The 23,223-nt window shown below is 72.5% G+C and carries 19 protein-coding genes and 1 pseudogene; 6 read left to right on the top strand and 14 right to left on the bottom strand.

The window, feature by feature from the left end; translation table 11 throughout:
- Window positions 1-282 precede the first annotated feature (282 nt).
- The 5 genes from ABEB28_RS35480 to ABEB28_RS35460 all read right to left on the bottom strand — a co-directional run bounded on the left by ABEB28_RS35480 (window position 283) and on the right by ABEB28_RS35460 (window position 4,920).
- A complete protein-coding gene (locus ABEB28_RS35480) occupies window positions 283-1,158 on the bottom strand; it encodes a sulfurtransferase (protein WP_345732652.1) in 876 nt (291 codons plus the stop codon).
- The gene (locus ABEB28_RS35475) at window positions 1,155-2,165 is read right to left on the bottom strand and encodes a ketopantoate reductase family protein (protein ID WP_345732651.1); all 1,011 of its coding nucleotides are present in this window, start codon (window positions 2,163-2,165) and stop codon (window positions 1,155-1,157) included. Before ABEB28_RS35475 ends, ABEB28_RS35480 begins: the two co-directional genes overlap by 4 nt.
- Window positions 2,162-3,526, bottom strand: a complete 1,365-nt coding sequence (locus ABEB28_RS35470) for an MFS transporter (protein WP_345732650.1) — start codon at window positions 3,524-3,526, stop codon at window positions 2,162-2,164. Before ABEB28_RS35470 ends, ABEB28_RS35475 begins: the two co-directional genes overlap by 4 nt.
- 96 nt (window positions 3,527-3,622) lie before the next feature.
- Window positions 3,623-4,492, bottom strand: a complete 870-nt coding sequence (locus ABEB28_RS35465) for a DUF4142 domain-containing protein (RefSeq protein WP_345732649.1) — start codon at window positions 4,490-4,492, stop codon at window positions 3,623-3,625.
- Entirely contained in the window at window positions 4,492-4,920 is a 429-nt protein-coding gene (locus ABEB28_RS35460; RefSeq protein WP_345732648.1) for a DNA-binding protein, read from the bottom strand. The genes ABEB28_RS35465 and ABEB28_RS35460 overlap by 1 nt, the downstream gene beginning before the upstream one ends.
- Window positions 4,921-5,209: 289 nt before the next feature.
- On the opposite strand from ABEB28_RS35460, the pseudogene ABEB28_RS35455 reads away from it, so the two are divergent.
- Window positions 5,210-7,621 (top strand): annotated as a pseudogene (locus ABEB28_RS35455) (Tex family protein); the annotation flags it as partial.
- A 439-nt stretch (window positions 7,622-8,060) separates the two neighbouring features.
- Here the strand turns inward: ABEB28_RS35455 and ABEB28_RS35450 are convergent.
- Window positions 8,061-9,680 (bottom strand): MFS transporter, encoded by a 1,620-nt coding sequence (locus ABEB28_RS35450; RefSeq protein WP_345732647.1) that lies wholly within the window; start codon window positions 9,678-9,680, stop codon window positions 8,061-8,063.
- 282 nt (window positions 9,681-9,962) lie between these two features.
- On the opposite strand from ABEB28_RS35450, the gene ABEB28_RS35445 reads away from it, so the two are divergent.
- Window positions 9,963-11,015, top strand: a complete 1,053-nt coding sequence (locus ABEB28_RS35445) for a substrate-binding domain-containing protein (RefSeq protein ID WP_345732646.1) — start codon at window positions 9,963-9,965, stop codon at window positions 11,013-11,015.
- A gap of 32 nt (window positions 11,016-11,047) precedes the next feature.
- Entirely contained in the window at window positions 11,048-13,318 is a 2,271-nt protein-coding gene (locus ABEB28_RS35440; protein ID WP_345732645.1) for a PAS domain S-box protein, read from the top strand.
- Window positions 13,319-13,333: 15 nt separating this feature from the next.
- Here ABEB28_RS35440 and ABEB28_RS35435 read toward each other — a convergent pair whose 3' ends face one another.
- Window positions 13,334-13,669: a hypothetical protein gene (locus tag ABEB28_RS35435; RefSeq protein ID WP_345732644.1), complete on the bottom strand. Its 336-nt coding sequence runs from the start codon at window positions 13,667-13,669 to the stop codon at window positions 13,334-13,336.
- 237 nt (window positions 13,670-13,906) lie between these two features.
- Between ABEB28_RS35435 and ABEB28_RS35430 the strand changes: the two genes are divergently transcribed.
- Window positions 13,907-14,392, top strand: a complete 486-nt coding sequence (locus ABEB28_RS35430; RefSeq protein ID WP_345732643.1) for a glutathione peroxidase — start codon at window positions 13,907-13,909, stop codon at window positions 14,390-14,392.
- Window positions 14,393-14,459: 67 nt separating this feature from the next.
- Here ABEB28_RS35430 and ABEB28_RS35425 read toward each other — a convergent pair whose 3' ends face one another.
- The 6 genes from ABEB28_RS35425 to rfbB form a co-directional block, all read right to left on the bottom strand.
- Complete coding sequence (locus ABEB28_RS35425; protein WP_345732642.1) at window positions 14,460-14,879, bottom strand: DUF2304 family protein; 420 nt, start codon at window positions 14,877-14,879, stop codon at window positions 14,460-14,462.
- A 3-nt stretch (window positions 14,880-14,882) separates the two neighbouring features.
- Window positions 14,883-15,593: a glycosyltransferase family 2 protein gene (locus ABEB28_RS35420; RefSeq protein ID WP_345732657.1), complete on the bottom strand. Its 711-nt coding sequence runs from the start codon at window positions 15,591-15,593 to the stop codon at window positions 14,883-14,885.
- A 194-nt stretch (window positions 15,594-15,787) separates the two neighbouring features.
- Window positions 15,788-16,837 carry a glycosyltransferase family 2 protein gene (locus ABEB28_RS35415; protein WP_345732641.1) on the bottom strand — a complete coding sequence of 350 codons (1,050 nt, stop codon included), beginning with the start codon at window positions 16,835-16,837 and terminating at the stop codon, window positions 15,788-15,790.
- A complete protein-coding gene (locus ABEB28_RS35410; RefSeq protein ID WP_345732640.1) occupies window positions 16,821-18,203 on the bottom strand; it encodes a lipopolysaccharide biosynthesis protein in 1,383 nt (460 codons plus the stop codon). The genes ABEB28_RS35415 and ABEB28_RS35410 overlap by 17 nt, the downstream gene beginning before the upstream one ends.
- Complete coding sequence (rfbD, locus tag ABEB28_RS35405) at window positions 18,200-19,099, bottom strand: dTDP-4-dehydrorhamnose reductase (protein ID WP_345732639.1); 900 nt, start codon at window positions 19,097-19,099, stop codon at window positions 18,200-18,202. The genes ABEB28_RS35410 and rfbD overlap by 4 nt, the downstream gene beginning before the upstream one ends.
- A gap of 3 nt (window positions 19,100-19,102) precedes the next feature.
- On the bottom strand, window positions 19,103-20,095 hold the full coding sequence (gene rfbB / locus ABEB28_RS35400) for a dTDP-glucose 4,6-dehydratase (RefSeq protein WP_345732638.1): 993 nt from the start codon (window positions 20,093-20,095) through the stop codon (window positions 19,103-19,105).
- Window positions 20,096-20,249: 154 nt separating this feature from the next.
- Between rfbB and ABEB28_RS35395 the strand changes: the two genes are divergently transcribed.
- A complete protein-coding gene (locus ABEB28_RS35395) occupies window positions 20,250-20,612 on the top strand; it encodes a hypothetical protein (RefSeq protein ID WP_345732637.1) in 363 nt (120 codons plus the stop codon).
- Window positions 20,613-20,692: 80 nt separating this feature from the next.
- Window positions 20,693-21,559, top strand: coding sequence for a glucose-1-phosphate thymidylyltransferase RfbA (gene rfbA / locus ABEB28_RS35390; RefSeq protein ID WP_345732636.1), 867 nt, complete (start codon window positions 20,693-20,695; stop codon window positions 21,557-21,559).
- A 27-nt stretch (window positions 21,560-21,586) separates the two neighbouring features.
- On the opposite strand, the gene ABEB28_RS35385 is transcribed toward rfbA, so the two are convergent.
- Window positions 21,587-23,191, bottom strand: coding sequence for a methyl-accepting chemotaxis protein (locus ABEB28_RS35385; protein WP_345732635.1), 1,605 nt, complete (start codon window positions 23,189-23,191; stop codon window positions 21,587-21,589).
- Window positions 23,192-23,223 lie beyond the last annotated feature (32 nt).

Genomic DNA, 23,223 nt, shown 5'->3' with positions numbered 1-23,223 from the left:
ACAGCCAGCTCGACCCGGAGCAGCTGCCGAACCACCCGCGCCAGGACGGGTGCATCGCGCGGCGGCGGCACTCGTACTACTCGGAGGTGGCGGCCCGCGGCACCCTGCACAGCCGTCTCACCCACACGACCCCGCTGGGTACACCTTTGCGGGCGGCCGGCTGAGAGCGCACGGGGCCGGCGCGACGTGAGCTGCCGGTCGGATCGACCGGTGCAGGCGCGGCCTTTCCCGCGGGCCGCGTTCGGGAGCCTCCGCCTAACCGGCGGGGGCTCCCGACTGCGTTCACGGCACCTCGGGGGCTTCGGTGGCCGCGGGACGGGACGGGTCGGCCGACCACTGGGACCACGAACCGGCGTAGAGAGCTCCCTCGATCCCGGCGATCGCCAGCGCCGCGAGCTCGTGCGCCGCGGTCACGCCGGACCCGCAGTAGACCCCCACCGGGGCCGTCCCGGTCGCGCCGGATCCGACGACTCCGAGTTCCGCGAACCGCTCGCGGAGCTCGGCGGCGGTCTTGAAGGTGCCATCCGGGCCGAGGTTCTCGGTGGTGGGAGCGGACCGCGCACCCGGGATGTGCCCGGCGCGCGGATCGATCGGCTCCACCTCGCCGCGGTACCGCTCCGCGGCGCGGGCGTCGAGCAGCACGCCGGTGCGGGCGAGCGTGCCCGCGTCGTCGGCGTCGAGCACCGGGAGCTGCCCGGGACGGAGCGTGACGTCCCCCCGTGCGGGAACCACGGCCTCCCCAGCCTCCACCGGAAACCCAGCCGCGGTCCACGCCCCGAGACCGCCGTCGAGCAACCGTGCCCCGCGCACCCCCGACCAGCGCAGCAGCCACCACGCCCGCGCCGCGGCGAGCCCGCCGCTGTTGTCGTACGCCACTACGCTCACCGGCCGGGCGTCGCCGTCGCGCAGGCCCCAGCGGCGGGCGGCCGCCTCCAGCGCTTCGACCGTCGGCAGCGGATGGCGTCCCGCAGCGGCGCTCGGCGACCCGGCCAGTTCGGCGTCGAGATCGACGAAGACCGCGCCGGGCAGGTGACCCGCCCGGTAGTGCCCGTACCCGTCCGGGTCGCCGAGCGCCCAGCGGACGTCCAGCAACACCGGCGGATCGTCGCTCGCCAGCAGCGCGTGCACCTCGGTCGCCGTCACCAGGACGTCGTTCATCGAGCCTCCTCCGCGGCGGCGCCGCGCAACGCGTCCAACACTCCGGGATCACCACCGCCGGGCGGGACACCGTCCCGCGCGGCCTGCGCCACCGCAGCCTGGATCGCCGCGTTCAGCGGTGTCGGGATGCCGTGCAAGCGGCCGAGCAGCACGATCTCTCCGTTCAGGTAGTCCGCCTCGGTGTGACCGGCCGACCGGCCGAGGCTCTGTCGGGTGGAGCTGCCGCCGTAGCGGTCCAGCAGGGCCGGTGCCAGGCGGAAGCCGTTCAGCTCGGCCTCCGGATCGGCGGTGAGGTCCGCGGGGTCGTGACCGGCGGCCTCCAGGACCCGCCGCCCCTCGTCCTGCAATGCGCGCCGGAGTGCGCCGGTGCGCTCCTGGCCGGCGTAGAGGGCATCAACCGCGTTCGCGAGGTTGGACAGCAGCTTGCCTGCCTTCCAGCGCGGCAGGTCGTCGACGAGCCGGACGACGAAGTTCGCCCGCCTCAGGTCGGCGGCCCAGGCGTCGGCGTCCGGATCCAGGCCGTCCGGGTAGCCGCCCAGCCAGAACACGCCCACCGCGGGCTCGCCGGGCGCCACCACCTCACCCGGTCGCAGGTAGCTGCTCGGCATCCAGACCGCGGCTCCGGACACCCGGGCGAACCGCCGCAGGGCCGCGCGCTCGTTCTCCAGCCCGTTCTGCAGGCTGATCAGCGGCAGCGATTCGGCCGCCGTACTGCCGCCGGTGACCGGCCGCCAGGCCCACTCCTGGAGAACCGCTTCGGTGTCCTGGGTCTTGGTGGCGACGATCAGCACGTCGCCGACGGTCAGGTCCAGCTCGGCGGCGGATCCGGCGACCGGAAGGCGGACCCGGTGCTCGCCGTCGGGCCGGACGTAGCGCAGGCCGTCGGCCTGGATCGCCGCGCCGTGCGCTCCTCGGGCGACCAGCACGACGCTGGCTCCGGTCGAGCGCAGCTGGGCGGCGACCGACGCGCCGATCGCCCCGGCGCCGATGATCACGTAGCGACTCACGTGGCCCCTTCCTCTCGGCTCGGTGTCATGCCTACCGCACCCGCGCGCCGCCGGGGCGCCAGGAGCAGCACCGCGCAGACCACGCAGGTGCCGCCCGCGACCACCATCGCCGCGCGGGCCGAGAACGCGTCGGCGACCCAGCCGATCAGCAGCGCACCGACCGGAGTCGTGCCGAACCAGCCGAGCGTCAGCAGCGACATCATCCGGCCGAGCATGCCGGGGTCGGACACCTGCTGGACCAGCGCGGTCACCGTGGACTGGTAGACCGTGATCGCTACCCCCATGATCGGGAGCGCCGCCAGGAACAGCGTGAGGCTCGGGGCCAGCCCGGCGGCGCCGATCGTCAGCCCCAGCGCGGCGCACGCCAGGGCCAGACGACGCCGGGTCACCGCCGCGCCGACCGCGATCAGCCCTCCGAGGACCGCGCCGACCGCGTCGGTCGAGTAGGCGATGCCGACCGTCCCGGACCCCGCGCGGTAGGTGAACGTCACCATGGCCGCGAGCATCACCCCGAAGTTGAACGTGAGGCAGCCGATCGCCAGGTTGGCCAGGAGCGCGGCGCGGAGGTCACGGTGTCGCCAGGCGTAACCCAGTCCGAGTCCGCCTGCTGCGGGTCCGGTCGGCTTCGGAGGTGCGGCTGCGGGCTCGGCGGGCGTCACTGCACCGGTCGGTGCTGCCGCTCCGGCGCGCAGGCGGGGAACGGCCACCAATGCGCCGATGACGACGACGTACGAGGCGCCGTTGACGGCGAAGCAGGCGGCCGGTCCGACGGTCGCGTAGAGCAGTCCGGCCAGCGCGGGCCCGGCGAGGCGGGCGGCCGCACCGCTCATCGTGATCAGGCTGATCGCGCTGGGTCGGTGGTCGGCGTCCACGACCCGGGGGATCAGGGTGTAGATCCCCGGCCGGTCGAACGCCTGCGCGATCCCCAACGCCCCGACCGCGACCCCGACCGACCAGAGCGGCGCGCGATCGACCGCCGTCAGTGCCGCGAGCACCAGGGCGGTGGCCGCGCTCGCCGCGGCGGTGGCGATCAGGAGGCGGCGGACGTCGACCCGGTCGAGGACCCGGCCGGTGACCGGGGAGAGCAGCAGCGTCGGCGCGAACTGGATGGCGGTGACCAGCCCGAGCGCCGCGGCGCTGCCGGTGAGGTGCAGGACGAGGAGCGACGTCGCGAGGTTCTGCGACCAGGTCCCGACGAACGAGACGACCTGGGCGGCGAACAGGACGCGGAACGCGGGAACGCGGAGCGCCCGGGTGCCCGCGAAGGCCGACCGGAGGCGTCCGCGGATCGAGTTCCGCGGTGCTCGGTGCGTGCCCGCCGGTGGGGTGGCCGCGACACTCGTCGAGGAATCGTCGGCCACCCGTCCACTGTGCGTCAGCGCTGTCCCGGCCGAATCGGCGGGGCACGCCACTCCCACGTCACGGGCGGGGCGCGCCCGGCCACCGGGCGGGCGACGTCACGGGCCGACGGTGAGCGAAGGTCCTGGACCGCCCGGGATCGGGATCGGGCCGAGCGTCGTGTCGGTCGACCCCGGCGTCGGGTTCGTCCAGCCGCGCGGTGCGGTCGTCGGCGACTGGACGCGCCAGCCCGGCGAGGGCGCCGTGGTGGACGTCGGCATCGCCGGGCCGGTGGGCACGGTTCCCGGCGGCGGGACGTTCGGGCTGGCGCTGATCACGGTGCCGACGACCGGAGCCGCGTCGGCCAGCAGGCGGTGGTGCGCCGCGATGACCGGCTGGGCAGCTCGGGCCAGCGCCTGAACCAGGGGGGAGCTGCCGGCGGCGAGTTCGGCCGCCACCAGCGCCGCGGCCTGATGGTGAGCGGTGATCTGCGTGCTGACCCAGAGCTGGTCGAACGCGGATCCCGACGTCTCCCGGTAGCGGTCGGCGAGTTCCTCCTGCTCGGCGGTCGGGCCGGGTAGCTGGACGTCCAGCGCGGCGGCGGTGCTGGTCACCGACCGGTCGAGCGCGGTGTGGTCGGCGATCCAGCGATGGGCCAGGTCGCGCACGACCGGTGCGGAGGCGTTGGACAGCGCGATTCGTGCGGCGCTGATCTCGGCCAGGTTGGCCTGGTGCGCAACGCGGAGGAACAGCCGGTCTTGGGCGTTGAGGCGCCGGTCGGCGGCGTCGGCGGTGGCGGCCACGGAGATCCCGACCGCGCCGGTGGCGCTCAGCGCGACGACGGCGACGAGCCCGGCGAGCGCGGACGCGGTGAGTGAACGGCGACGGGTCTTCATCACTAGCTCCCGGATTTGGACGATTTGCCCGATCGGGATGCCCCGGATCTCCGTGGCCATGCTCGCCGGGGCCGCCGCGGCCCCGGCGAGCATCAGGACGACGGCTCGGGACGCTGCTCGGTGCGGCTGGTCAGACGCTCGTGACGCTGGGCCGCCGCCTGTGCGCTGCCCAGGCCCAGTCCGAACGCGATCTCCGCCCACGTCATGCCCCGGCCGCGGGCCATCAGGATCAGGCTCAGCTCCAGCTCGTCCAGCTCGGAGCGGACCAGCGGCACCAGCGTCAGTGCCGCCGTGAGGTCCTCGCGGTCGACCTCGGGCTCCCCGTCGCGGTAGGCGGCGGAACCACCCGCCAGGAACGCCACCAGGCGGATCGCCTCGTGCGGGCCGAGTATCGCGGGGTTGATCTGGCGGGCCCGGTCGGCCTCGCTGCCCGCGTGCCGTTCGGCCAGCCGGAAGAGGGCGGTGTACGTGCGTTCGGCGCGGGCCCGGCTCGCGCTCGGCGGGGTGAACTCTGCGGTCATGCCGCCACTCTACACGTTCCGTTGTCAACGGGCCGTTGAAAGAGGTGGTGCCGAAGTGTCGGCGCCGACCGGTACGGTGCCTGGCGGCGTCGCGGTATCCGCGAGCACAGCGCTCGGGGTGGCGGCGCCAAGGCTGTGGACGACGCGCACCGACCCGGCGCGCGGACGCTACGGTTTCGCACGGAACGGAACGAACCGAGCCGGACGGAAGCCGGCAGAGACGGATAGGCGGAGCTGCGTGGGAACAGAATCGGTGGGGGCACGCCCGGCGGGCCCGGCCGGTGCCGGGGTGACCGGGGTGGCGTCGATCGGGCGGCGGATCGCCGACGAGCTCGGCGTCGGTGAGCGGCAGGTCGACGCCGCGGTCGCCCTTCTCGACGGCGGCTCGACCGTGCCCTTCATCGCCCGGTACCGCAAGGAGCAGACCGGGGCGCTCGACGACGCCCAGCTGCGCACCTTGGAGGAGCGGCTCGGCTACCTGCGGGAGCTGGAGGAGCGGCGGGCCGCCGTCCTGGAGTCGATCCGTAGCCAGGGCAAACTCGACGACGCGCTGGCGGCCCGGATCCAGGCGGCCGAGTCGAAGGCCCGGCTGGAGGACATCTACGCGCCGTTCAAGCCGAAGCGTCGCACCAAGGCGCAGGTCGCTCGCGAGGCCGGGCTCGAGCCGCTGGCCGACACGCTGCTCACCGACCCCTCGCACGATCCGCAGGCCCTGGCGGCGTCCTTCGTCGACGCCGAGAAGGGCGTCGCGGACGTCGCGGGCGCGCTCGACGGAGCCCGCGCCATCCTGGTCGAGCGGTTCGGCGAGGACGCCGACCTGATCGGTGAGCTCCGCGAGCGGATGTGGGAGCGCGGCCACGTCGCGTCCCGGGTCCGCGAAGGCAAGGAGGAGGTCGGCGCCAAGTTCGCCGACTACTTCGGTTTCTCCGAGCCGTTCACCCGGCTGCCCTCGCACCGCATCCTCGCGCTGTTCCGCGGTGAGAAAGAGGAGGTCCTCGACCTCGACCTCCATCCGGAGGAGGCGTTGCCGGAAGACGCGCCGCCGCCGACCGGACCGAGCGAGTACGAGGGCCGTATCGCCCGGCAGTTCGACATCCGCGACGCCGGGCGCCCGGCCGACCGCTGGCTGCTCGACACCGTGCGCTGGGCCTGGCGCACCCGGATCCTGGTGCGGCTCGGCATCGACCTGCGGCTGCGGCTGCGCCAGTCCGCGGAGGACGACGCGGTCGCGGTGTTCGCCGGCAACCTGCGGGACCTGCTGCTCGCCGCGCCGGCCGGCACCCGCGCCACGATGGGCCTCGACCCGGGGCTGCGTACCGGGGTGAAGGTCGCGGTGGTCGACGGGACCGGCAAGGTCACCGCCACCGACACGATCTACCCGCACGAGCCGCGCCGCCGCTGGGACGAGTCGATCGCGACGCTGGCCCGGCTGGCCGCCGCGCACGGCGTCGAGCTGATCGCGATCGGGAACGGCACGGCGTCCCGGGAGACCGACAAGCTGGCCGGTGAGCTGATCGCCAAACACCCCGACCTGAAGCTGACCAAGGTCGTGGTCTCCGAGGCCGGTGCGTCGGTCTACTCCGCGTCCGCATACGCGTCCCAAGAGTTGCCGGAGCTCGACGTTTCACTGCGGGGTGCGGTGTCGATCGCCCGCCGCCTGCAGGACCCGCTCGCCGAGCTGGTGAAGATCGACCCGAAGTCGATCGGCGTCGGGCAGTACCAGCACGACCTGGCCGAGACGAAGCTGTCCCGGTCGCTCGACGCGGTCGTCGAGGACTGTGTGAACGCGGTCGGGGTCGACCTGAACACCGCCTCGGTCCCGCTGCTCGCCCGGGTCTCCGGCATCACCACCGGGCTGGCCGAGAACATCGTGGTGCACCGTGACTCACACGGGCCGTTCCGTTCCCGGACGGCGCTGGCCGCGGTGCCGCGGCTGGGGCCGAAGGCGTTCGAGCAGTGCGCGGGCTTCCTCCGCATCCCGAACGGCGACGACCCGCTCGACGCGACCAGCGTGCACCCGGAGGCGTACCCGGTCGTCCGGCGGATCGTCCAGAAGAGCGGCGGTGACCTGACCGGCCTGATCGGCAACACCGCGACGCTGCGGTCGCTGAAGCCGGTCGAGTTCGTCGACGACCGGTTCGGCCTGCCCACCGTCACCGACATCCTGACCGAGCTGGAGAAGCCCGGGCGTGACCCGCGTCCGGAGTTCCGGACCGCGACGTTCACCGAGGGCATCGAGACGCTGTCCGACCTGTCGCCAGGCCTGGTACTGGAGGGCGTCGTCACGAACGTCGCCGCGTTCGGCGCGTTCGTCGACGTGGGCGTCCACCAGGACGGTCTGGTGCACGTCTCGGCGATGTCGAAGACGTTCGTGAAGGACCCGCGCGACGTGGTGAAGCCCGGTGACATCGTCCGGGTCAAGGTGCTCGACGTCGACGTGCCGCGCAAGCGCATCTCGCTGACGCTCCGGCTCGACGACGAGGCCGGGGCCGCCCGTTCCGCGGGCGGCGGCGGCAACCGTGGTGGACGGCCCGAGCGGGACGGCCGCCCGGACCGAGGCGGACGCGGCGAGCGGGACGGGCGCCCAGGCCAGGGTGGCCAGCCCGGCGGGGGCGGTGGACGCGACGGGCAGGCACGCGGCGGCGACAGTCGGCGCGGCGGCGGCCCCCGCGGTGGCCAGGGCGGCCAGGGTGGTCAAGGCGGACGCGGTGGCCAGGGCGGACGCGGTGGCCAGGGCGGACGCGGTGGCCAGGGCGGACGCGGTGGCCAGGGCGGTCGCGGTGGCCAGGGCGGCGGGCAGGGCGGCGGCCAGGGTGGTCGCGGCGGTCAGGGTGGCCAGGGCGGCGGGCAGCGTCGCGGCCGGCCGGAGCCGGAGGGCGNAGGGCGGCGGGCAGGGCGGCGGCCAGGGTGGTCGCGGCGGTCAGGGTGGCCAGGGCGGCGGGCAGCGTCGCGGCCGGCCGGAGCCGGAGGGCGCGCTCGCCGTCGCGTTGCGCCGTTCCGGTCTCGTCGGCGGCGACACCCCCGACCCGAAGCGCAACCGCTGACGCGTCGACCCTGCGCATCGCCGGGAAGTCAACGCGTCCGCAGCCGCGTGACGCGTTGACTTCCCGGAAGCGATCGAGCCGCTGGGTCGCGGCGGGTTACTGCGCGCGCGGCCCGGTAGGCACCCGGGCCGGCGGGTCGGGGTGCAGCTGGGGTCCGGTGACACCACAGTGCAGGCACTTCGCGAGGTCCAGCGTCGGCGCGGCCGTCGACACCGGCTCGGCGGTCGGTACGGACCCCGCCGTCGGCACCGGCTCTGCAGTCGGCACGGGCCCCGCGGTCGGCACGGGGCCACCCGTCGGCACAGGTTCTTTCGGCGGTGCGGGGACCGGCGTCCGGATCACGAACCAGGACAGGACGCCACCGACGGCGAGCAACGCCGCAGAGATCACCATCGCGATCCGGAAGCCCTCCGTCATCCGGTCCGCGTCGGCGTACGCCTGGCCCGACAGCCCGGCCACCACCGGCACCACGGCCACCGCGAGCAGTCCGGCGGCGCGGGCCACGGCGTTGTTGACGCCGGACGCGATACCGGCGTGCCGCGACTCCGCCGACGCCAGCACGGTCGCGGTGAGCGGCGCGACGGTGAGCGCCAACCCCAGCCCGAACACCAGGAGGGCGGGCAGCACCGTGCCCAGGTACGTGGCGTCCGCGTCCACCCGGGTCGCCAGCAGGAGTCCGGCGGCGGCCAGCAGGGGCCCGACGGTCAGCGGAATCCGTGCGCCGATCCGGTCGGCCAGCGCCCCCGCCCTGGCGGAGAACAGCAGCATCACGACGGTCACCGGCAGCAGCGCGGTGCCGGCGGCGAGCGGCGAGTACCCGGCCACGACCTGCAACTGCAGCACGAGCAGGAAGAAGAAGACGCCGAGCGCGGCGTACACCATGAACGTGACGCCGTTGACCGCGGTGAACGTCCGGTTCGCGAACAGGTCCAGCGGCACCAACGGGTGCGGGGACCGGCGTTCGATCTGAAGGAACGCGCCGAGCAAGACCAGACCCGCGACCGCGGGCACGACCGCAACCGGATCGAAACCCCGCCCGCCGGCGGCGATCAGTCCGTAGGTCAGCAGCCCGAGGCCGCCCGCCCCGACCACCGTGCCGGAGACGTCGAAGCCCGGCACCATGCTCGGATCGCGCGACTCGGGCACGTGGAGCCGGGTGACGACCAGCACCACCGCCGCGAGCGGGAGGTTCAGCAGGAACACCATTCGCCAGTCCCACTCGACGAGCCACCCACCGACGAACGGGCCGATCGCACCGGCGATCCCGCCCCACGCCGACCACGCGCCGACCGCCCGCGACCGGTCGGCCGGGTCGAACGTCGCCGCGATCATCGCGAGGCTGCCGGGCGTGAGCAGCGCGCCTCCGACGCCTTGGAGTGCACGGGCGCCGGCGAGCAGCTCGGCCGAGGGCGCCAGCGCGCACAACAGCGAGGCGATCGCGAACCAGACGACGCCGAACTGGAACACCCGGCGGCGTCCGAACCGGTCGCCGAGCGCACCGCCGAGCAGGATGAGGGCGGCGAGGGCGAGCGTGTAGGCGTTCACGATCCACTGCAGCCCGGCGAAGTCGGCGTCCAGATCGCGGCCGATCCGCTCCAGCGCGACGTTCACCACGGTGGCGTCGAGCATGACGATGCTCGACCCGAGCACGGTGGCGAGCAGCACCCACCGACCGGACGCGGTACCCATCCGAACGCCGGACCCGGCGCTGTTCATAACCCTCCGTCCCGGACGAACCGCCTGATCCGGGAACAGTTCTCGTCAGGCAGTCCGCGGCGCGACGGTACCCGAGGAAAGCCCCACGCGTCGGACGGTAATCGTCCGAATACCGCGCGGCGCCGCGCGTGTCAAACGACGTTTCGGTGAACCGGGGTCGACGGGTTCGACCGCTTAGCCGATGTTTGGGATGAAGAGTCGCCCCATCACCTCTCTGACTTCGGCTGATGCTGCCGGGGAGCATGAGGTGAAGCGCGTTTCCAGGTGCTAGGTTCCTTCATCGTGAGAGTCGTCACACACCCCCCTCTGCCCCGTCGACGGAGACCGGTCGCCCGTGCCGCCGCCGCCGTCCTGGCCTGCGCGGCCCTTGCACTGACGACCGGTTGCGGGACGCCGGAAGAGTCCGACGCGGCAACCGGCGTTCCGGACACGACGCGCCTCGGCGTCGTCCTGCCCGACTCGACGACCGACGTCTGGGACCGGCTGCGTGGCGCCGCGGTCGACCAGGGCGCCACCAGCGGGGTGGAGGTCTCCGCCGACTCCGCCGACGACGGGCTCGACGCCGCGGCGCAGGTCAGAAAGGTCTCGGCTTTCGCCCCGGAGCAGTTGAGCTGTTTCGCGATCGCCCCGGTGGACCCCACCGCGCTGGTGAAGCCCCTGGCGGCGTTCGCCCAGAAGGGCGTGCCGATCTTCAACGTCGGCCTCCGTCTGAACGAGGCAGCGGCGAAGGAAGCCAAGGTCCCGATCGCGTCGTTCATCGGCCCGTCCGACCAGGAGATCGGGCACCAGGCCGCGCGGAAGATGCTCACCGTGGTGCCCAAGGACAGCGAGGTCGCCATGGTCCTCGGTAGTGAGGCCGACACCAACGCCGCGCAGCAGCGGCTCGGCTTCAAGGAGGCCGCGGAGGGGAGTCTCCGCGTCTCGATGACCCAGTCGACCGCCGACGACTACAAGACCGCGGTGAGCGTCGTGACCGACACGATCAACGCGGCTCCCAACCTGCGCGGCATCTTCGCCAGCAGCGACACGATCGGCCGAGCTGCGGCGAAAGCGATCGCCGACCTCGGCAAGAAAGGCACGATCAAGGTCATCTCGGTGGGTGGCACCGAGGATGGCTTGCGGGCCGTCAAATCCGGGGAGCTGACCGCCACCGTCGCCACGTACTCGGCCGCGGTCGGTGAGGTGCTGGTCCGAGCCTGTCGTGAAGTCGCCGACGGCAAGACGGTCAAACCCCGGCTGACCACCCAGAGCTGGCTGGTGGACCAGGCCAACGTCGCGGCCGAGCTCGCGGCGTACCCCGATGCGACTCAGCCGTTCCCGGATCCGCTCGTCTGACATAAGCCATTATTTGGTGCATTATGGCTTGAATGGGAACGCTGTCGTTCGCGGCACCGCTGTGGGATGACGAACACCGGCCGGCGGCGCTGCTCGCGCTCGACGAGGACGGCCAGGTCGCCCTGGCCGATGCGTCGGCGGCCGAGTTGTTCGATTGCCCGGCCGACGTCTTGGTCGGCCGCCCGCTGGCGGACCTGCTCGCGCCCCCCGACCAGGAGTACTCGGCGCACGGTCTGCTCCGTGCGGAGGTCGGCGCCGTCGCGACGACTCCGTTCCGGCGGCCGGACGGCAGCGTCTTCACGGTGACCGTGACCTGCGGGGCCCTCACCGGCACGGACGGCGTCCGGACCGCGCTCAGCCTCCGGCCGACCGAGGGGTTCGGCGCGGCGCAGAGTTGGTTGGCCGGCATCGTTCGCTCGGCTCGGGACGCGATCATCGGGGAGTCCCTGGACGGCCGGGTGACTTCCTGGAACGCGGCGGCGGAGCAGCTCTACGGTTACACCGAGCAGGAGATGCTCGGCCACCGGATGTCCGAGCTCTACCCGGCCTCGAGCGCCAGCGAGGAGGAAGAGATCCTCCGGCGGATCTCCGAGGGCCAGAGTGTGGAGGTCTACGAGGCGCAACGCCTGCACCGGGACGGCCACCGGATGATGGTGGAGCTCTCGGTGTCCCCGGTGACCGACGCGGCCGGGCGGATCGTCGGCGCCGCCCGCGTCTCCCGGGATGTGACCGCCCGCCACCGGGACGAGGCCAAGTTCCGCTGGCTCCTCGACGCGACCACGCTCGCGATCGTCGGGGTCAACGGCGACGGCATGATCCAGCTGATCAACGCCGAGGCGCAGCGGGTTTTCGGCTATACCGCCGACGAACTGCGCGGTCAGCCGGTGGAGATACTCCTGCCGGAGGACGTCCGGGAACGCCACGTCCAGCACCGGGCGATCTACGCCACCGACCCGCGGATGCGGCGGATGGGGGAGGGACTGCAGCTCGCGGCGCGCCGCAAGGACGGCTCGGAGTTCCCCGCGGAGATTTCGCTGGCGTCGATCGCGACCGACGAAGGCCTGCTGATCGCCGCCACGGTGCACGACGTCTCCGCCCGGCTGGAGCAGGAGGCCGAGCACCGGCGGCTGGAGAACGAACTGCAGCGCTCCCAGCGGCTGGACAGCCTCGGCCAGCTCGCCGGCGGCGTCGCACATGACTTCAACAACGTGCTGGCGATCATCAGCACGCACGCGTCGATCCTCGAGGAGGACATCGAGGAGAGCGCGGCACCCGCGCTCGACGGGGCTCGGGAGGCGGTAGCGCAGGTTTTGGCCGCGGCCGAGCGCGGCGCTCGGCTCACCAAGCAACTGCTGGCGTTCGGACGCCGGGAGATCCTCCGCCCCGAGATCTTCGACCTCAACGACGTCGTGCGCGACGTACAGCGCATGCTCACCGGCACACTCGGTGCGGACGTCGTCTTGAGCGCCGAACTCTCCGCGCGGCCGGCGGCGGTCAGCGCCGACCTCGGCCGGGTCGAACAGGTCCTGGTCAACCTCGCGGTCAACGCCCGGGACGCGATGCCGGCCGGCGGTTCGCTGAGCATGCACATCGACCAAACGGTCCTCGGGCCGGTCGAGGCCGCGTCGCACGGTCTCGACCGGGGCCAGTACGTGCGTCTGCGGGTCACCGATACCGGCACCGGCATGGCGTCGGAAGTGGCCGAGCGCGCGTTCGAGCCGTTCTTCACCACCAAGGCCGAGGGGCAGGGGACCGGGCTGGGGCTGGCGTCGGTGTACGGCATCGTCACGCAGGCCGGTGGCGCGATCGCGCTCGACTCGGAGCTCGGCGTCGGCACGACCGTGACGATCCTGCTGCCCTCCGCCGACGATGTCGCTCTCGACGACACGGCCCAGCCGGACCCGGACGCCGATGCGGCGGGACGCCCGGGTTACGGCACGATCCTGCTCGTCGACGACGAGCGCGAACTCCGGGCGTCGATCGAGACGATCCTCGTCCGGGCCGGCTACACGGTGCTGTCGGCGGCGTCCGGCGCCGAGGCGGTCGAGCTGGCCGCGTCGTACCGCGGGCCGCTCGACCTGCTGCTCACCGACATCACCATGCCCGGGCTGTCCGGCCGCGAGGTTGCCGACCAGGTGCGGTCGCTCCACCCCACCGTCCAGGTGCTGTACATGTCCGGGTTCGCCCAGCGGCTGCTCACCTCCAAGGGCACGATCGACCCCGAGGTGACGCTGATCGAGAAGCCGTTCAACCGCCGGGACCTGCTGGCCGCGATCGAAGAGGTGCTCCGCCTGCCGGTCTGAGCGCTGGCCCGGCCGTCATCGGCGGCGCAGGCGGAGTCGGAGCGCGGCGACGAGCCGGGCCCACGGCCCACGCGGGGAGCCCGATGCGCCTTCCGAGCCGGGCGCGTCCTCCGGGCCGGGTGAACGCTCCGCGTCGGGCGCGCGCCGCGGGCCGGGCGAACGGTGTGGCGGATACGGCCGCCAGTCCAGTCGCGGCTGCTCCATGGGGCCGGCGTTCCGAGCGCCCGGAACGCCGTACAGTGCGGCGCCGGGCACTCGCTTCGGCAGGTTCCCGGGTGTGTCCGGGCGGCCGGGCGCGAACGTGTCCTCGGCGCGGGCCCGCGGACGGGGGAACGGCATCGGCTGGCTCATGGGCCTCCCTCGTGTTCACCGGTGCGAACCCAGGCGGCCCCGGCCGGTGCCTGAGCGGTAGGCCGATGATTGCCCGGCGTCCGGGCCCTGTCCGATGCATCCACGCATGGACGCATACCTCGGCCCAGAAAACGCGCGGAAAGCCCGCGTCGACCGGGGGATCCGGTCCGTCCGAGTGCTCCGGGTCACACCGAGCGCCGGTTACCCCGTAGGGCAAACCGGGGCTAGTCTCCGGAAATGGCGATTCAGAACATCCCGCTGCGCACGCTCGCCGGTGAGCCGACCAGCCTCGCCGAGTACGCCGGTCAGACGCTGCTCGTGGTGAACGTCGCGTCCAAGTGCGGACTCACGCCCCAGTACGAGGGCCTCGAACGGCTGCAGAAGAAGTACGCCGACAAGGACTTCACCGTGCTCGGCTTCCCGTGCAACCAGTTCTACGGCCAGGAGCCCGGCAGCGCGGAGGAGATCCAGGAGTTCTGCTCCGCGACGTACGGCGTGACGTTCCCGCTCTTCGAGAAGATCGAGGTGAACGGCGAGAACCGGCACCCGGTCTACGCCGAGCTCACCGCTGTCCCGGACGCGGAGGGCGAAGCCGGCGACGTCCAGTGGAACTTCGAGAAGTTCCTGGTCGCCAAGGACGGGTCGGTCGTGGCGCGCTTCCGTCCGCGCACCGAGCCGGAGGCGCCCGAGGTCGTCACCGCGATCGAGGCCCAGCTCGCCTGACCCGCACGCGGGTACGCACGGAGGACGTGGCCCCGCGGGGAACCCTGGCCCTGCGGAGGACCTGGCCCTAGGGGCGCTTGCCCTCCGCCACCACCGCGGCGAGCATCGCCGCCTCCGCGTCCGGCCCCGCGGCCGGCGAGGTGGGCAGCCGGTGCTGGTTGAGGATCTCGGCGTCCCGTAGCGCGACCGCGCGCGCGAGCTCGGTGATCCGCCGCTCCATCTCCCGCGTCCGCAGGTAGAAGTTGATGACGACGAACACGAACGCGACCACGGTCGCGTAGAGCACCAGGTCGGCGCCGCGGCCGACGCCGACCCTGCGGGCAACCCACGTCACGTCGTCCGGCCGGATCACCGCGTACGCGGCGAAGAACAGGAACGCCACGAACGCCAGGCGCTTGCCCGCCTGCAGGCGCACGCCGTGCTGCTGCCGGACGAAGTAGAACAGCGACGCGGCGACCGCGAGCAGCAGCAGGAACTGGATGACCATCGGTTACGCGCCTCGGTGCCGCAGGGAGAGCTCGAACAGGATGTTGACGCCGTTGACCAGGGACTGCCCCTTGGCCCGGGAGTAGTCGGTGTAGAGGATAGTCACCGGGATCTCGGCGACCCGCCAGTCCGACCGGGCCAGCTTCCCGACGATCTCGGACGCGTGGGCCATGCCGTTCATCCGGATCCGCAGCCCCTCGGCGGCCGGCCGGTTGAGCACCCGCAAGCCGTTGTGGGCGTCGGTCAGCTTGAGCTTCCGCGCGGTCGGGCTGAGCGCGACGACGGTCTTGAGGACGAACCGCTTGAGCCACGGCACGGTCTCCCGGGACTCCAGGAAACGCGAGCCGAGGACGACGTCCGCCTTGCCCGACCGAGCGACCTCGAGCATCCGGAGCGCGTCCTCGACCCGGTGCTGGCCGTCGGCGTCGAACGTGACGAAGTACTCGGCGCCGGGCCGGGACAGCGCGTACCGCAGACCGGTCTCCAGCGCCGCGCCCTGCCCCATGTTGATCGGGTGCTGGACGAGGTGGGCACCGGTGGGCGCGATCGCCGCCGCCGAGCCGTCGCGGCTCCCGTCGTCCACGCAGACGATGTTCGGGAACGTCTGCCGGGCGTGCTCGACGACGTCCGCGATGACCTGCGCCTCGTTGTAGACCGGGATGACGAGCCAGACGTCCTTGTGGTCCTCGCGCCGACCGACCGGTGCGTCGTGCAGGTCGCCCTCGGCGACCGCACCGACCTCGACACCGGTGCTCTCCGCGACTTCGGCACTGCTCAACACGGCCGCGTCGTCCGTGGCTCCGGTCACGGTACTTCCGCCTTCGCTCTCCGCGGGGTTCGTGCCCATGGGGTTTACGCCAGCCTCTTCGGAAGATCGGATGTCGACGAACTCTAATAGCGGCATGCCACCTATACCCACCGGCTGGTCACCCTCCACCAGATCGTGACCAGACCGTTGACCGTGCTCGCCAGCGCCGGGACCGGGATCACCGAGGCGTCGACCTTCGTCGTCAGCCGGGCCATCCAGACGCGATCGGGAACGGTCGCCTCCGCACGGAGCTCCTTGCGGCGGGCCCGGATGTGCGCGCGGTGGCTCCAGAGCCACCGCCAGCCCTTCACCTTGGCCGGGAACCAGCCCTGCGTCGCGGCCATCAGCGTCATCGCCGCCTCGAGACCGGCCAGCGGCAGCGCGAGCAGCACCAGCGCGCGACCGCTCCAGAGCGTCGTCACGAACAGCAGCCGGTTCCGCTCGACCAGGTACATCTTGAAGTCGTTGCGGGAGAACTCGTACCGGTGGACCGCGACCGCGTCCGGCACGTACAGCACCCGGAGGCCCTTCCGCCAGGTGCGGATCGAGAGCTCGGCGTCCTCGTGGTAAGCGAAGTACTCCTCGTCGAAACCGCCGAGCGCGTCCCAGTGTGCCTTCGGTACGACGACGCACGCCCCGGACGCGCCCGCCGTCTCGACCGGCTCGGTCAGCGTCTCCGGCTGGCCCATCCGGCCGGACCAGGAGAGCCCCAGCACATGGATCGGATTCGCACCCGCGTTGAGCAGCGTGGGGTCCTCGGCGAGCCGCACGCTCGCGACCGCGATGCCCACGTCCGGCCGCGACGCCTCCTCGACCAGCCTGCTCAGCGTCGTCGGCTCGACCACGGCGTCGCCGTTGACCAGCGCGAGGTACTCACCGGTCGCCGCCCGCGCACCGAGGTTGCAGCCACCGGCGAAGCCGGTGTTGGTCCCCGGCCGGACGACCGTGACCCCCTCGACGTGCTCGAGTACGTCGACGTCGTCGGTGGTGCAGCCGTTGTCGACCAGGACGACGTCGACGGCGACCTTCTCGGAGACCAGCAGCGCCTCGACCGCGCGCCGCAGCCAGGGCTCCGCCTTGTAGGCGAGCACCACCGCACTGACGCGCGGGAGATCGCTGTGCGCGGTCCTCTCCTCAGGCGGGTTGGGCATCGGTGAACTCCTGGGTCGGGGGCTGCGTGCCGGGGGGCTGCGTGCCGGGGGACGGGGAGGGAGGAACAGTGCGCAGCGCCCGGAACAGCACGACGCCGAGCACGCCGACCGTGACCGCGCCGCTGGCCAGCTGTGCGATCACCGCATCGGTGACCGGTGTGAACGGCAGCGCGAACGCGGCCGCGAACACCACGGCGCCCAGCACCCAGCCGCCGGCCACCCAGCGATGCCTGCCCAACGCGAGCAACGCCGGCTGGACGATCTGTACGGCCATGCCGGCGACGGTACCGACCATCAGCGCGGTGACCAGACCGTTGGAGCTGGTGAAGTCCGGGCCGAACGCGATCCGGCCGAGCCAGTGGCCGAGCACGGCGCTGACCAGCAACGCGAGCACGCCGACGGCGGCGACCAGCAACAGCGCCGGACGCACGGCCCGGCGCAGGGCGCTCGGGTCGCCGTCCTCGTCGGCCTTCGCGGCGGCCCGCGCGAACGACGGGAGCACCAGCGACTGGGCGCCCTGGAACACGAAGAGCGGAATCCGCGCCAGCACGACCGCGGACGCGAACGTCGCGGCGGTCGCGTCGCCGGCGGCGTCGTTCGGCAGCAACGCGCGGACCACGACCGGCGCCGCGTTCGCGATCGCCAGCGACAGACCCCAGGCGACGGTGAGCAGCCCGACGCTACGGGCGAGGGGCCCGATCGGCTCGGCCGGCGCCGGAGTGCCCTGGCTCGCCCGGACGTCGCCGACGAACCAGCGCGCGGTGACCAGCACGGCCACCAGCGGCGCCAGGCAGAACGCCAGCCCGTACGCGCTCGCACCGCCGGCGACCGCCATGCCGCCCAGCGCCAGCGCGGCAACCACCACACCGGCCGCCAGCCGCACGGTGCCCTCGGTGCCGACCGACGTGCCGTACCGGCCGAACGCGCGCCGCCCGCCGAAGTTGCCGCGGGTCACCGACACCACCGCGTACGCCGCGCTCGCGATCAGCAGACCGGCCAGCAGCAGCACGTCGCCGTTGAGGACGTCGGGGAGCAGGACCGGCGAGAGCGCGAGCGTCAGCAGTGCGACACCGCCGAACAGGCTGCCGGAGATCAGCCCGAGACGGCGCATCACCGGCCGCACGTCCTCGTCGCGGGCCAGCCGGGTGGCCATGTGTCGGCTGGTCTCCTGCTCGACCGCTGCGAAGAGTCCCGGACCGATGATGTTGACGATCAGGTAGACCGAGGCGAGGGCGGAGTACTCGGCGTCGTCGTAGACCCGGCTCGCGACCGCGAGGAACACGTACCCGGCGCCTCCGAGCACCAGGTAACCCGCGCCCACCGACGCGGCGCTGCCCAGCAGCGCGCGCAGCCGGGTCGAGGTCACGGGCTCGCCCCGGCGTGCGTTGCGGCCCGGGCGTCTTCGACGAGCCGGACGAACGCGGGCCGTCGCAGTGCGGCCTCGAGCTGGTCGTGCCAGTGCGGCTGGGGCTCGATGCCTGCGGCGGCCCAGCGTCCGTGCCCGAGCACGCTGTACGCGGGCCGCTTGGCCGGGCGAGGGAACGCGTCGCTCGTGGTGGTCGCCACCCGCTCCGGGTCGAGCCCGGCGAGGCGGTAGATGGCCTGGGTGAGCCCGTGCCAGGTGGTCTGGCCCGAGGCCGTGCCGTGGTAGACGCCGGGCGCCGCCCGGCCTTCCCTGGCCGCTCGGCCGAGCGCGACCAGCTGCTCGGCGAGCGCGGCGGTCCAGGTCGGCTGGCCGTGCTGGTCGTCGACGACGCTGACCGTCGGCCGCGCCGCGGCGAGCTTCAGCATCGTCGCGACGAAGTTCGTACCGGTCTCGCCGTACAGCCACGCCGTGCGGACGACGTAGCCCGCGTCGGGCAGCCGGTCGAGCACCGCCCGCTCCCCGGCGAGCTTGCTGCGGCCGTACGCGTTGACGGGGTCGGTCGCGGCGTCCTCCGGGCACGGGCTCGTGGCGTCGCCCGGCAGTACGTAGTCGGTGGAGACCTGCAGCAGGACCGCCCCGGCCGCCGCGCAGGCGTCGGCGAGCAGCGCCGGGCCGTGCCCGTTGATCCGGATGGCCTCGGTTTCGTCGCTCTCGGCGTTGTCCACCGCGGTGTAGGCCGCGGTGTTGACCACGACGTCGTGCCCCGTGACCGCGGCGCGGACCGCTTCAGCGTCGGTGATGTCGAGATCGGCGCGGGTGACGGCCGTGGCATCGGGCAGCGCGGCGCGGAGGTCGTGTCCGAGGGCGCCGCCGGCGCCGGTGATCAGCCAGCGCATGCCTTACTTCTCCAGTGCGGCGCGCTGTTTGAGGGGCTCCCACCAGCCTCGGTGGTCGCGGTACCACGCGACGGTGTCGGCCAGGCCGGTGTCGAACGGCACCTGCGGCGTGTAGCCGAGCTCGTCGTGGATCTTCGTGATGTCGACCGAGTACCGGCGGTCGTGGCCCTTGCGGTCGGCGACCGGCGTGACGTAGCTGTCCCAGTCGCGGCCGGTGGCGTCGAGCAGGAGCTGGGTGAGTTCTTTGTTGGTGAGCTCGGTGCCGCCACCGATGTTGTAGACCTCGCCGGCCCGGCCGCCGGTGAGTGCGAGCTGGATGCCCCGGCAGTGGTCGTCGACGTGGAGCCAGTCGCGCACGTTGCCGCCGTCGCCGTAGAGCGGGACCGGCTTACCGTCCAGGAGGTTGGTCACGAACAGCGGAATGACCTTCTCCGGGAACTGGTACGGCCCGTAGTTGTTGCTGCACCGGGTGACGACGACGTCGACGTGGTGCGTGCGGTGATACGCCAGCGCGATCAGGTCGCTGGAGGCCTTCGACGCGGAGTACGGCGAGTTCGGCATCAGCGGGTGGGTCTCCGGCCAGGACCCCTCGTCGATGCTGCCGTAGACCTCGTCGGTCGAGACGTGCAGGAACCGGCCGGTGCCGTGCCGGTGGGCGGCGTCGACGAGCGTCTGGGTGCCGAGCACGTTCGTGGTGACGAACTGTGCGGCGCCGGTGATCGAGCGGTCGACGTGCGACTCGGCGGCGAAGTGCACGACCGCGTCATGCCCCGGCACCAGATCGTTCACCAGGTCGACATCGGTGATGTCGCCCTTGACGAACGTGTACCGAGGGTTGTCGGCCACCGGGTCGAGGTTGGGCAGGTTCCCGGAGTAGGTGAGGGAGTCCAGCACCGTGACCGACCACTCGTCCGCGCCGGCGTAACCGCCGCTCAGCAGCGTGCGAACGTAATGCGACCCGATGAACCCGGCGCCGCCGGTGACAAGAATCCTCACGGGGACCGGAGTGTAGTCACCGGCAGCGACCGACCGTGAATCGCCGAGCCGCGCATCCGGCGATCGGGGGAGGGCATAGGCAGCGATGCGTGGGGGTATGTCCCCGTTCATGAGTGCTTCAGCCGATTACGATAGGACCGCTGGCGCGGGTGGGATGGACTCCGCCGGCGAGGGATCCGGCCTGCCACGGCCCGGTCACCCGGAAGCCGGCCGCGACGCCGGCGACGCGCACCGCGACACCCAGACCGCCCCCGGGACGACCGGCGCCGCGGCGGCGGTGGCCGGCGGTGACCTCGGCGTCGACGCGATCCCCGAACTGAACGGGAACGAGGGTGCGCACAGCGACCGGCCCGCCGACGACGCCGGGGGCGGCAGCATCCTGGGCGCGGACAGCCCGGTCGGCACCGGAGACCCGGTGGGCGCCGCCGGGGCGATCGGAGCGGTCGGGGACCTGCGCCGGATCGCCGCCGCCGGGGGAGCGTCGGGCAGCGACACCCCGGACGACGACGACCGGTAGTGCGACCGGGCTCACCTCACGAGGGGTGAAGCTCTCGCCACACGGGCTGCGCGGTTTCTGAATCGCGTAGGCTGCCCGGCGTGCGCGGAATCCTCCTGGCCGGTGGCACCGGTTCGCGGTTGTGGCCGATCACTCATGCGGTGTCGAAGCAGTTGATGCCGGTTTTCGACAAACCGATGGTGTATTACCCGCTGTCGACCTTGATGATGGCCGGTGTCCGGGAAGTCCTGGTGATCACGACGCCCGGGGACGCGGCGCAGTTCGAGAAGCTGCTCGGCGACGGCTCCCGGTGGGGGATGGACATCCAGTACGCCGTGCAGCCGTCGCCGGACGGGATCGCGCAGGCGTTCCTCATCGGCGCGGACTTCATCGGTGACCAGCCGGTGGCGCTCGTCCTGGGAGACAACATCTTCCACGGCGCCGGGCTGGGCCGGCAGCTCTCCACGCACAACGGGCTCACCGGCGGCCGCGTGTTCGCCTATCCGGTGGCGAACCCCGAGGCGTACGGCGTGGTCGAGTTCGACGAGACCGGCACGGTGCTCTCGCTGGAGGAGAAGCCGGAGAAGCCGAAGAGCAAGTACGTGGTGCCGGGGCTGTACTTCTACGACAACCAGGTCGTGGAGATCACCCGCGGATTGAAGCCGTCGGCGCGCGGCGAGCTGGAGATCACCGCGGTCAACCAGGCCTACCTGTCGGCCGGCCAGCTGAAGGTGACGGTGCTGGACCGCGGCACCGCGTGGCTGGACACCGGCACGTTCACCTCGCTGGTCCAGGCCGCGGAGTACGTGCGGGTGATCGAGGAGCGGCAGGGCTTCAAGATCGGCTGCGTCGAGGAGGTGGCCTGGCGGCAGCGGTACATCACCGACGACCAGCTGCGTGAGCTCGCCGAGCCGCTGCGCAAGTCCGGCTACGGCGACTACCTGATCGAGCTGCTCGCCTCCTCCTGAAGCCCGTGTCCGCGGTCCCGGCCGGGATCAGTACCGGAAGGTCGCGATCGCGGCGCGCAGCTGCCCGGCGGCGACGTCCAACTCGTCGGCAGCCGTCTGCGTCGCCCGCGCGGCACCCTCGGTCGCGTTCGTGAGATCGGCGACCTGACCCAGCTGGGCGCTGATCTCCCCGGTGCCTCCGGCGACCCGGTCGAGGTCACCGGTCATGCCGCTGGTCGTGGCGCTCTGCTCCTCCACCGCCGACGCGATCGTCGTCTGGTAGTCGTTGATCTTCCCGATCACCTCGCTGATGCCGGCGATCGCGTCCGCGGCGCTGCGGGTGTCCTGCTGGATCGCGTCGATCCGGCGCCCGATCTCCTCGGTGGCCTTCGCGGTCTCCTGCGCGAGGTCCTTGACCTCACCCGCGACGACGGCGAAGCCCTTGCCGCTCTCCCCGGCGCGCGCCGCCTCGATCGTGGCGTTGAGCGCGAGCAGATTGGTCTGCTCGGCGATCGCGGTGATCGCTTTCAGCACGTTGCCGATCTCGGTGGACGAGTTGCCCAGCCGGATCATCACCTGCTGGGTCTGCGCCGCGGTCTCCACCGCTTGGCCGGCCACCGTCGCCGCGTCCGACGCGTTGACCGAGATCTCCCGGATCGCCGCGCCCATCTCCTGCGCGCCGCCGGCCACCGCCTGCACGCCGCCGGTCACCTCGGTCGCGGCCGAGTCGAGGGCGGAGACCTGCCGGCTCGCGCGGTCGGTGTTCTCGGTCAGTTCCCGGCTGGCGCCCTGCAGCGACGCGGCGCTCCGGCTCAGCCCGACGCTGGTCTCGGCGAGCGCGAGGACGGTGGCGCGCATCTTCTCGGCGGCCTGCTGGACTGCCCGGGACATCTCCCCGATCTCGTTCTCGGCGGTGTCGACCGGACGCTCCGCGAGGTCGCCCGCCGCGATCGCGGTGAGCTGGTCCCGCAGCCGGTGCACGCGGCTGACCAACGAACGGGCGGTGGCCAGCGCGAACGCCCCGGTGAGCAGGATGCCGAGGACCAGGACGACGAGGATCAGGGTCCGTGCGGTGTCGGCGGTCGACCGGGCGTTCGCGGCGGCCTCCGCAGCGGTCTCGGCGGAGACGGTCTTGGCCTCCTCCAGCAGCGCGACGGCGTCGACGATCGAGGGGTTGAGCTGGGTGGAGCGCAGCGTCTGCCACTCCTCGATGCGGTTGGCCGCCTCCAGGTCGAGCGCCTGCTGACGGAGGTCCAGGTATTTCGCCCACGCGTCCGCGAACTTGTCCATCGCGGCCTTCTCGGCCGACGAGACGGGCAGCGCACGGAAGGCCGTGATGCCGCTCTGGACGGCCTCCAACTCCTCGTTGGCCTCGGCGCGGTACGCCGTCTCCTTCGCCGCGTCGGTCGACGTCGACGCCGAGAGGCTCGCCCACCGGGAGTGCCAGATCGCTCCCTGGATCTCGCCGACGACCTGCACCGGCTGCAGGGACTTCGTGTAAATCTCCTGCGCGCGGTCGGCGATCCGGTTCATCTGGACGAGGCTGACCGTCCCGATGAGTGCAGCGATGACGAGCGCCAGCGTGGCGGTGAGCATCAGGTTGCTCCGGATGCTCAGCCGGTGGAGGGAGAACCCCGTCGTCGGTGTCGGCATGTACGGACTCCTCGGACCAGACGGAAGACGAC

This window comes from Cryptosporangium minutisporangium (assembly GCF_039536245.1).
In the GTDB taxonomy this organism is placed as follows: Bacteria; Actinomycetota; Actinomycetes; order Mycobacteriales; family Cryptosporangiaceae; genus Cryptosporangium; species Cryptosporangium minutisporangium.
Note: the sequence above shows the minus strand (reverse complement) of the source record. Positions and strands in the feature narration are given on the sequence as shown.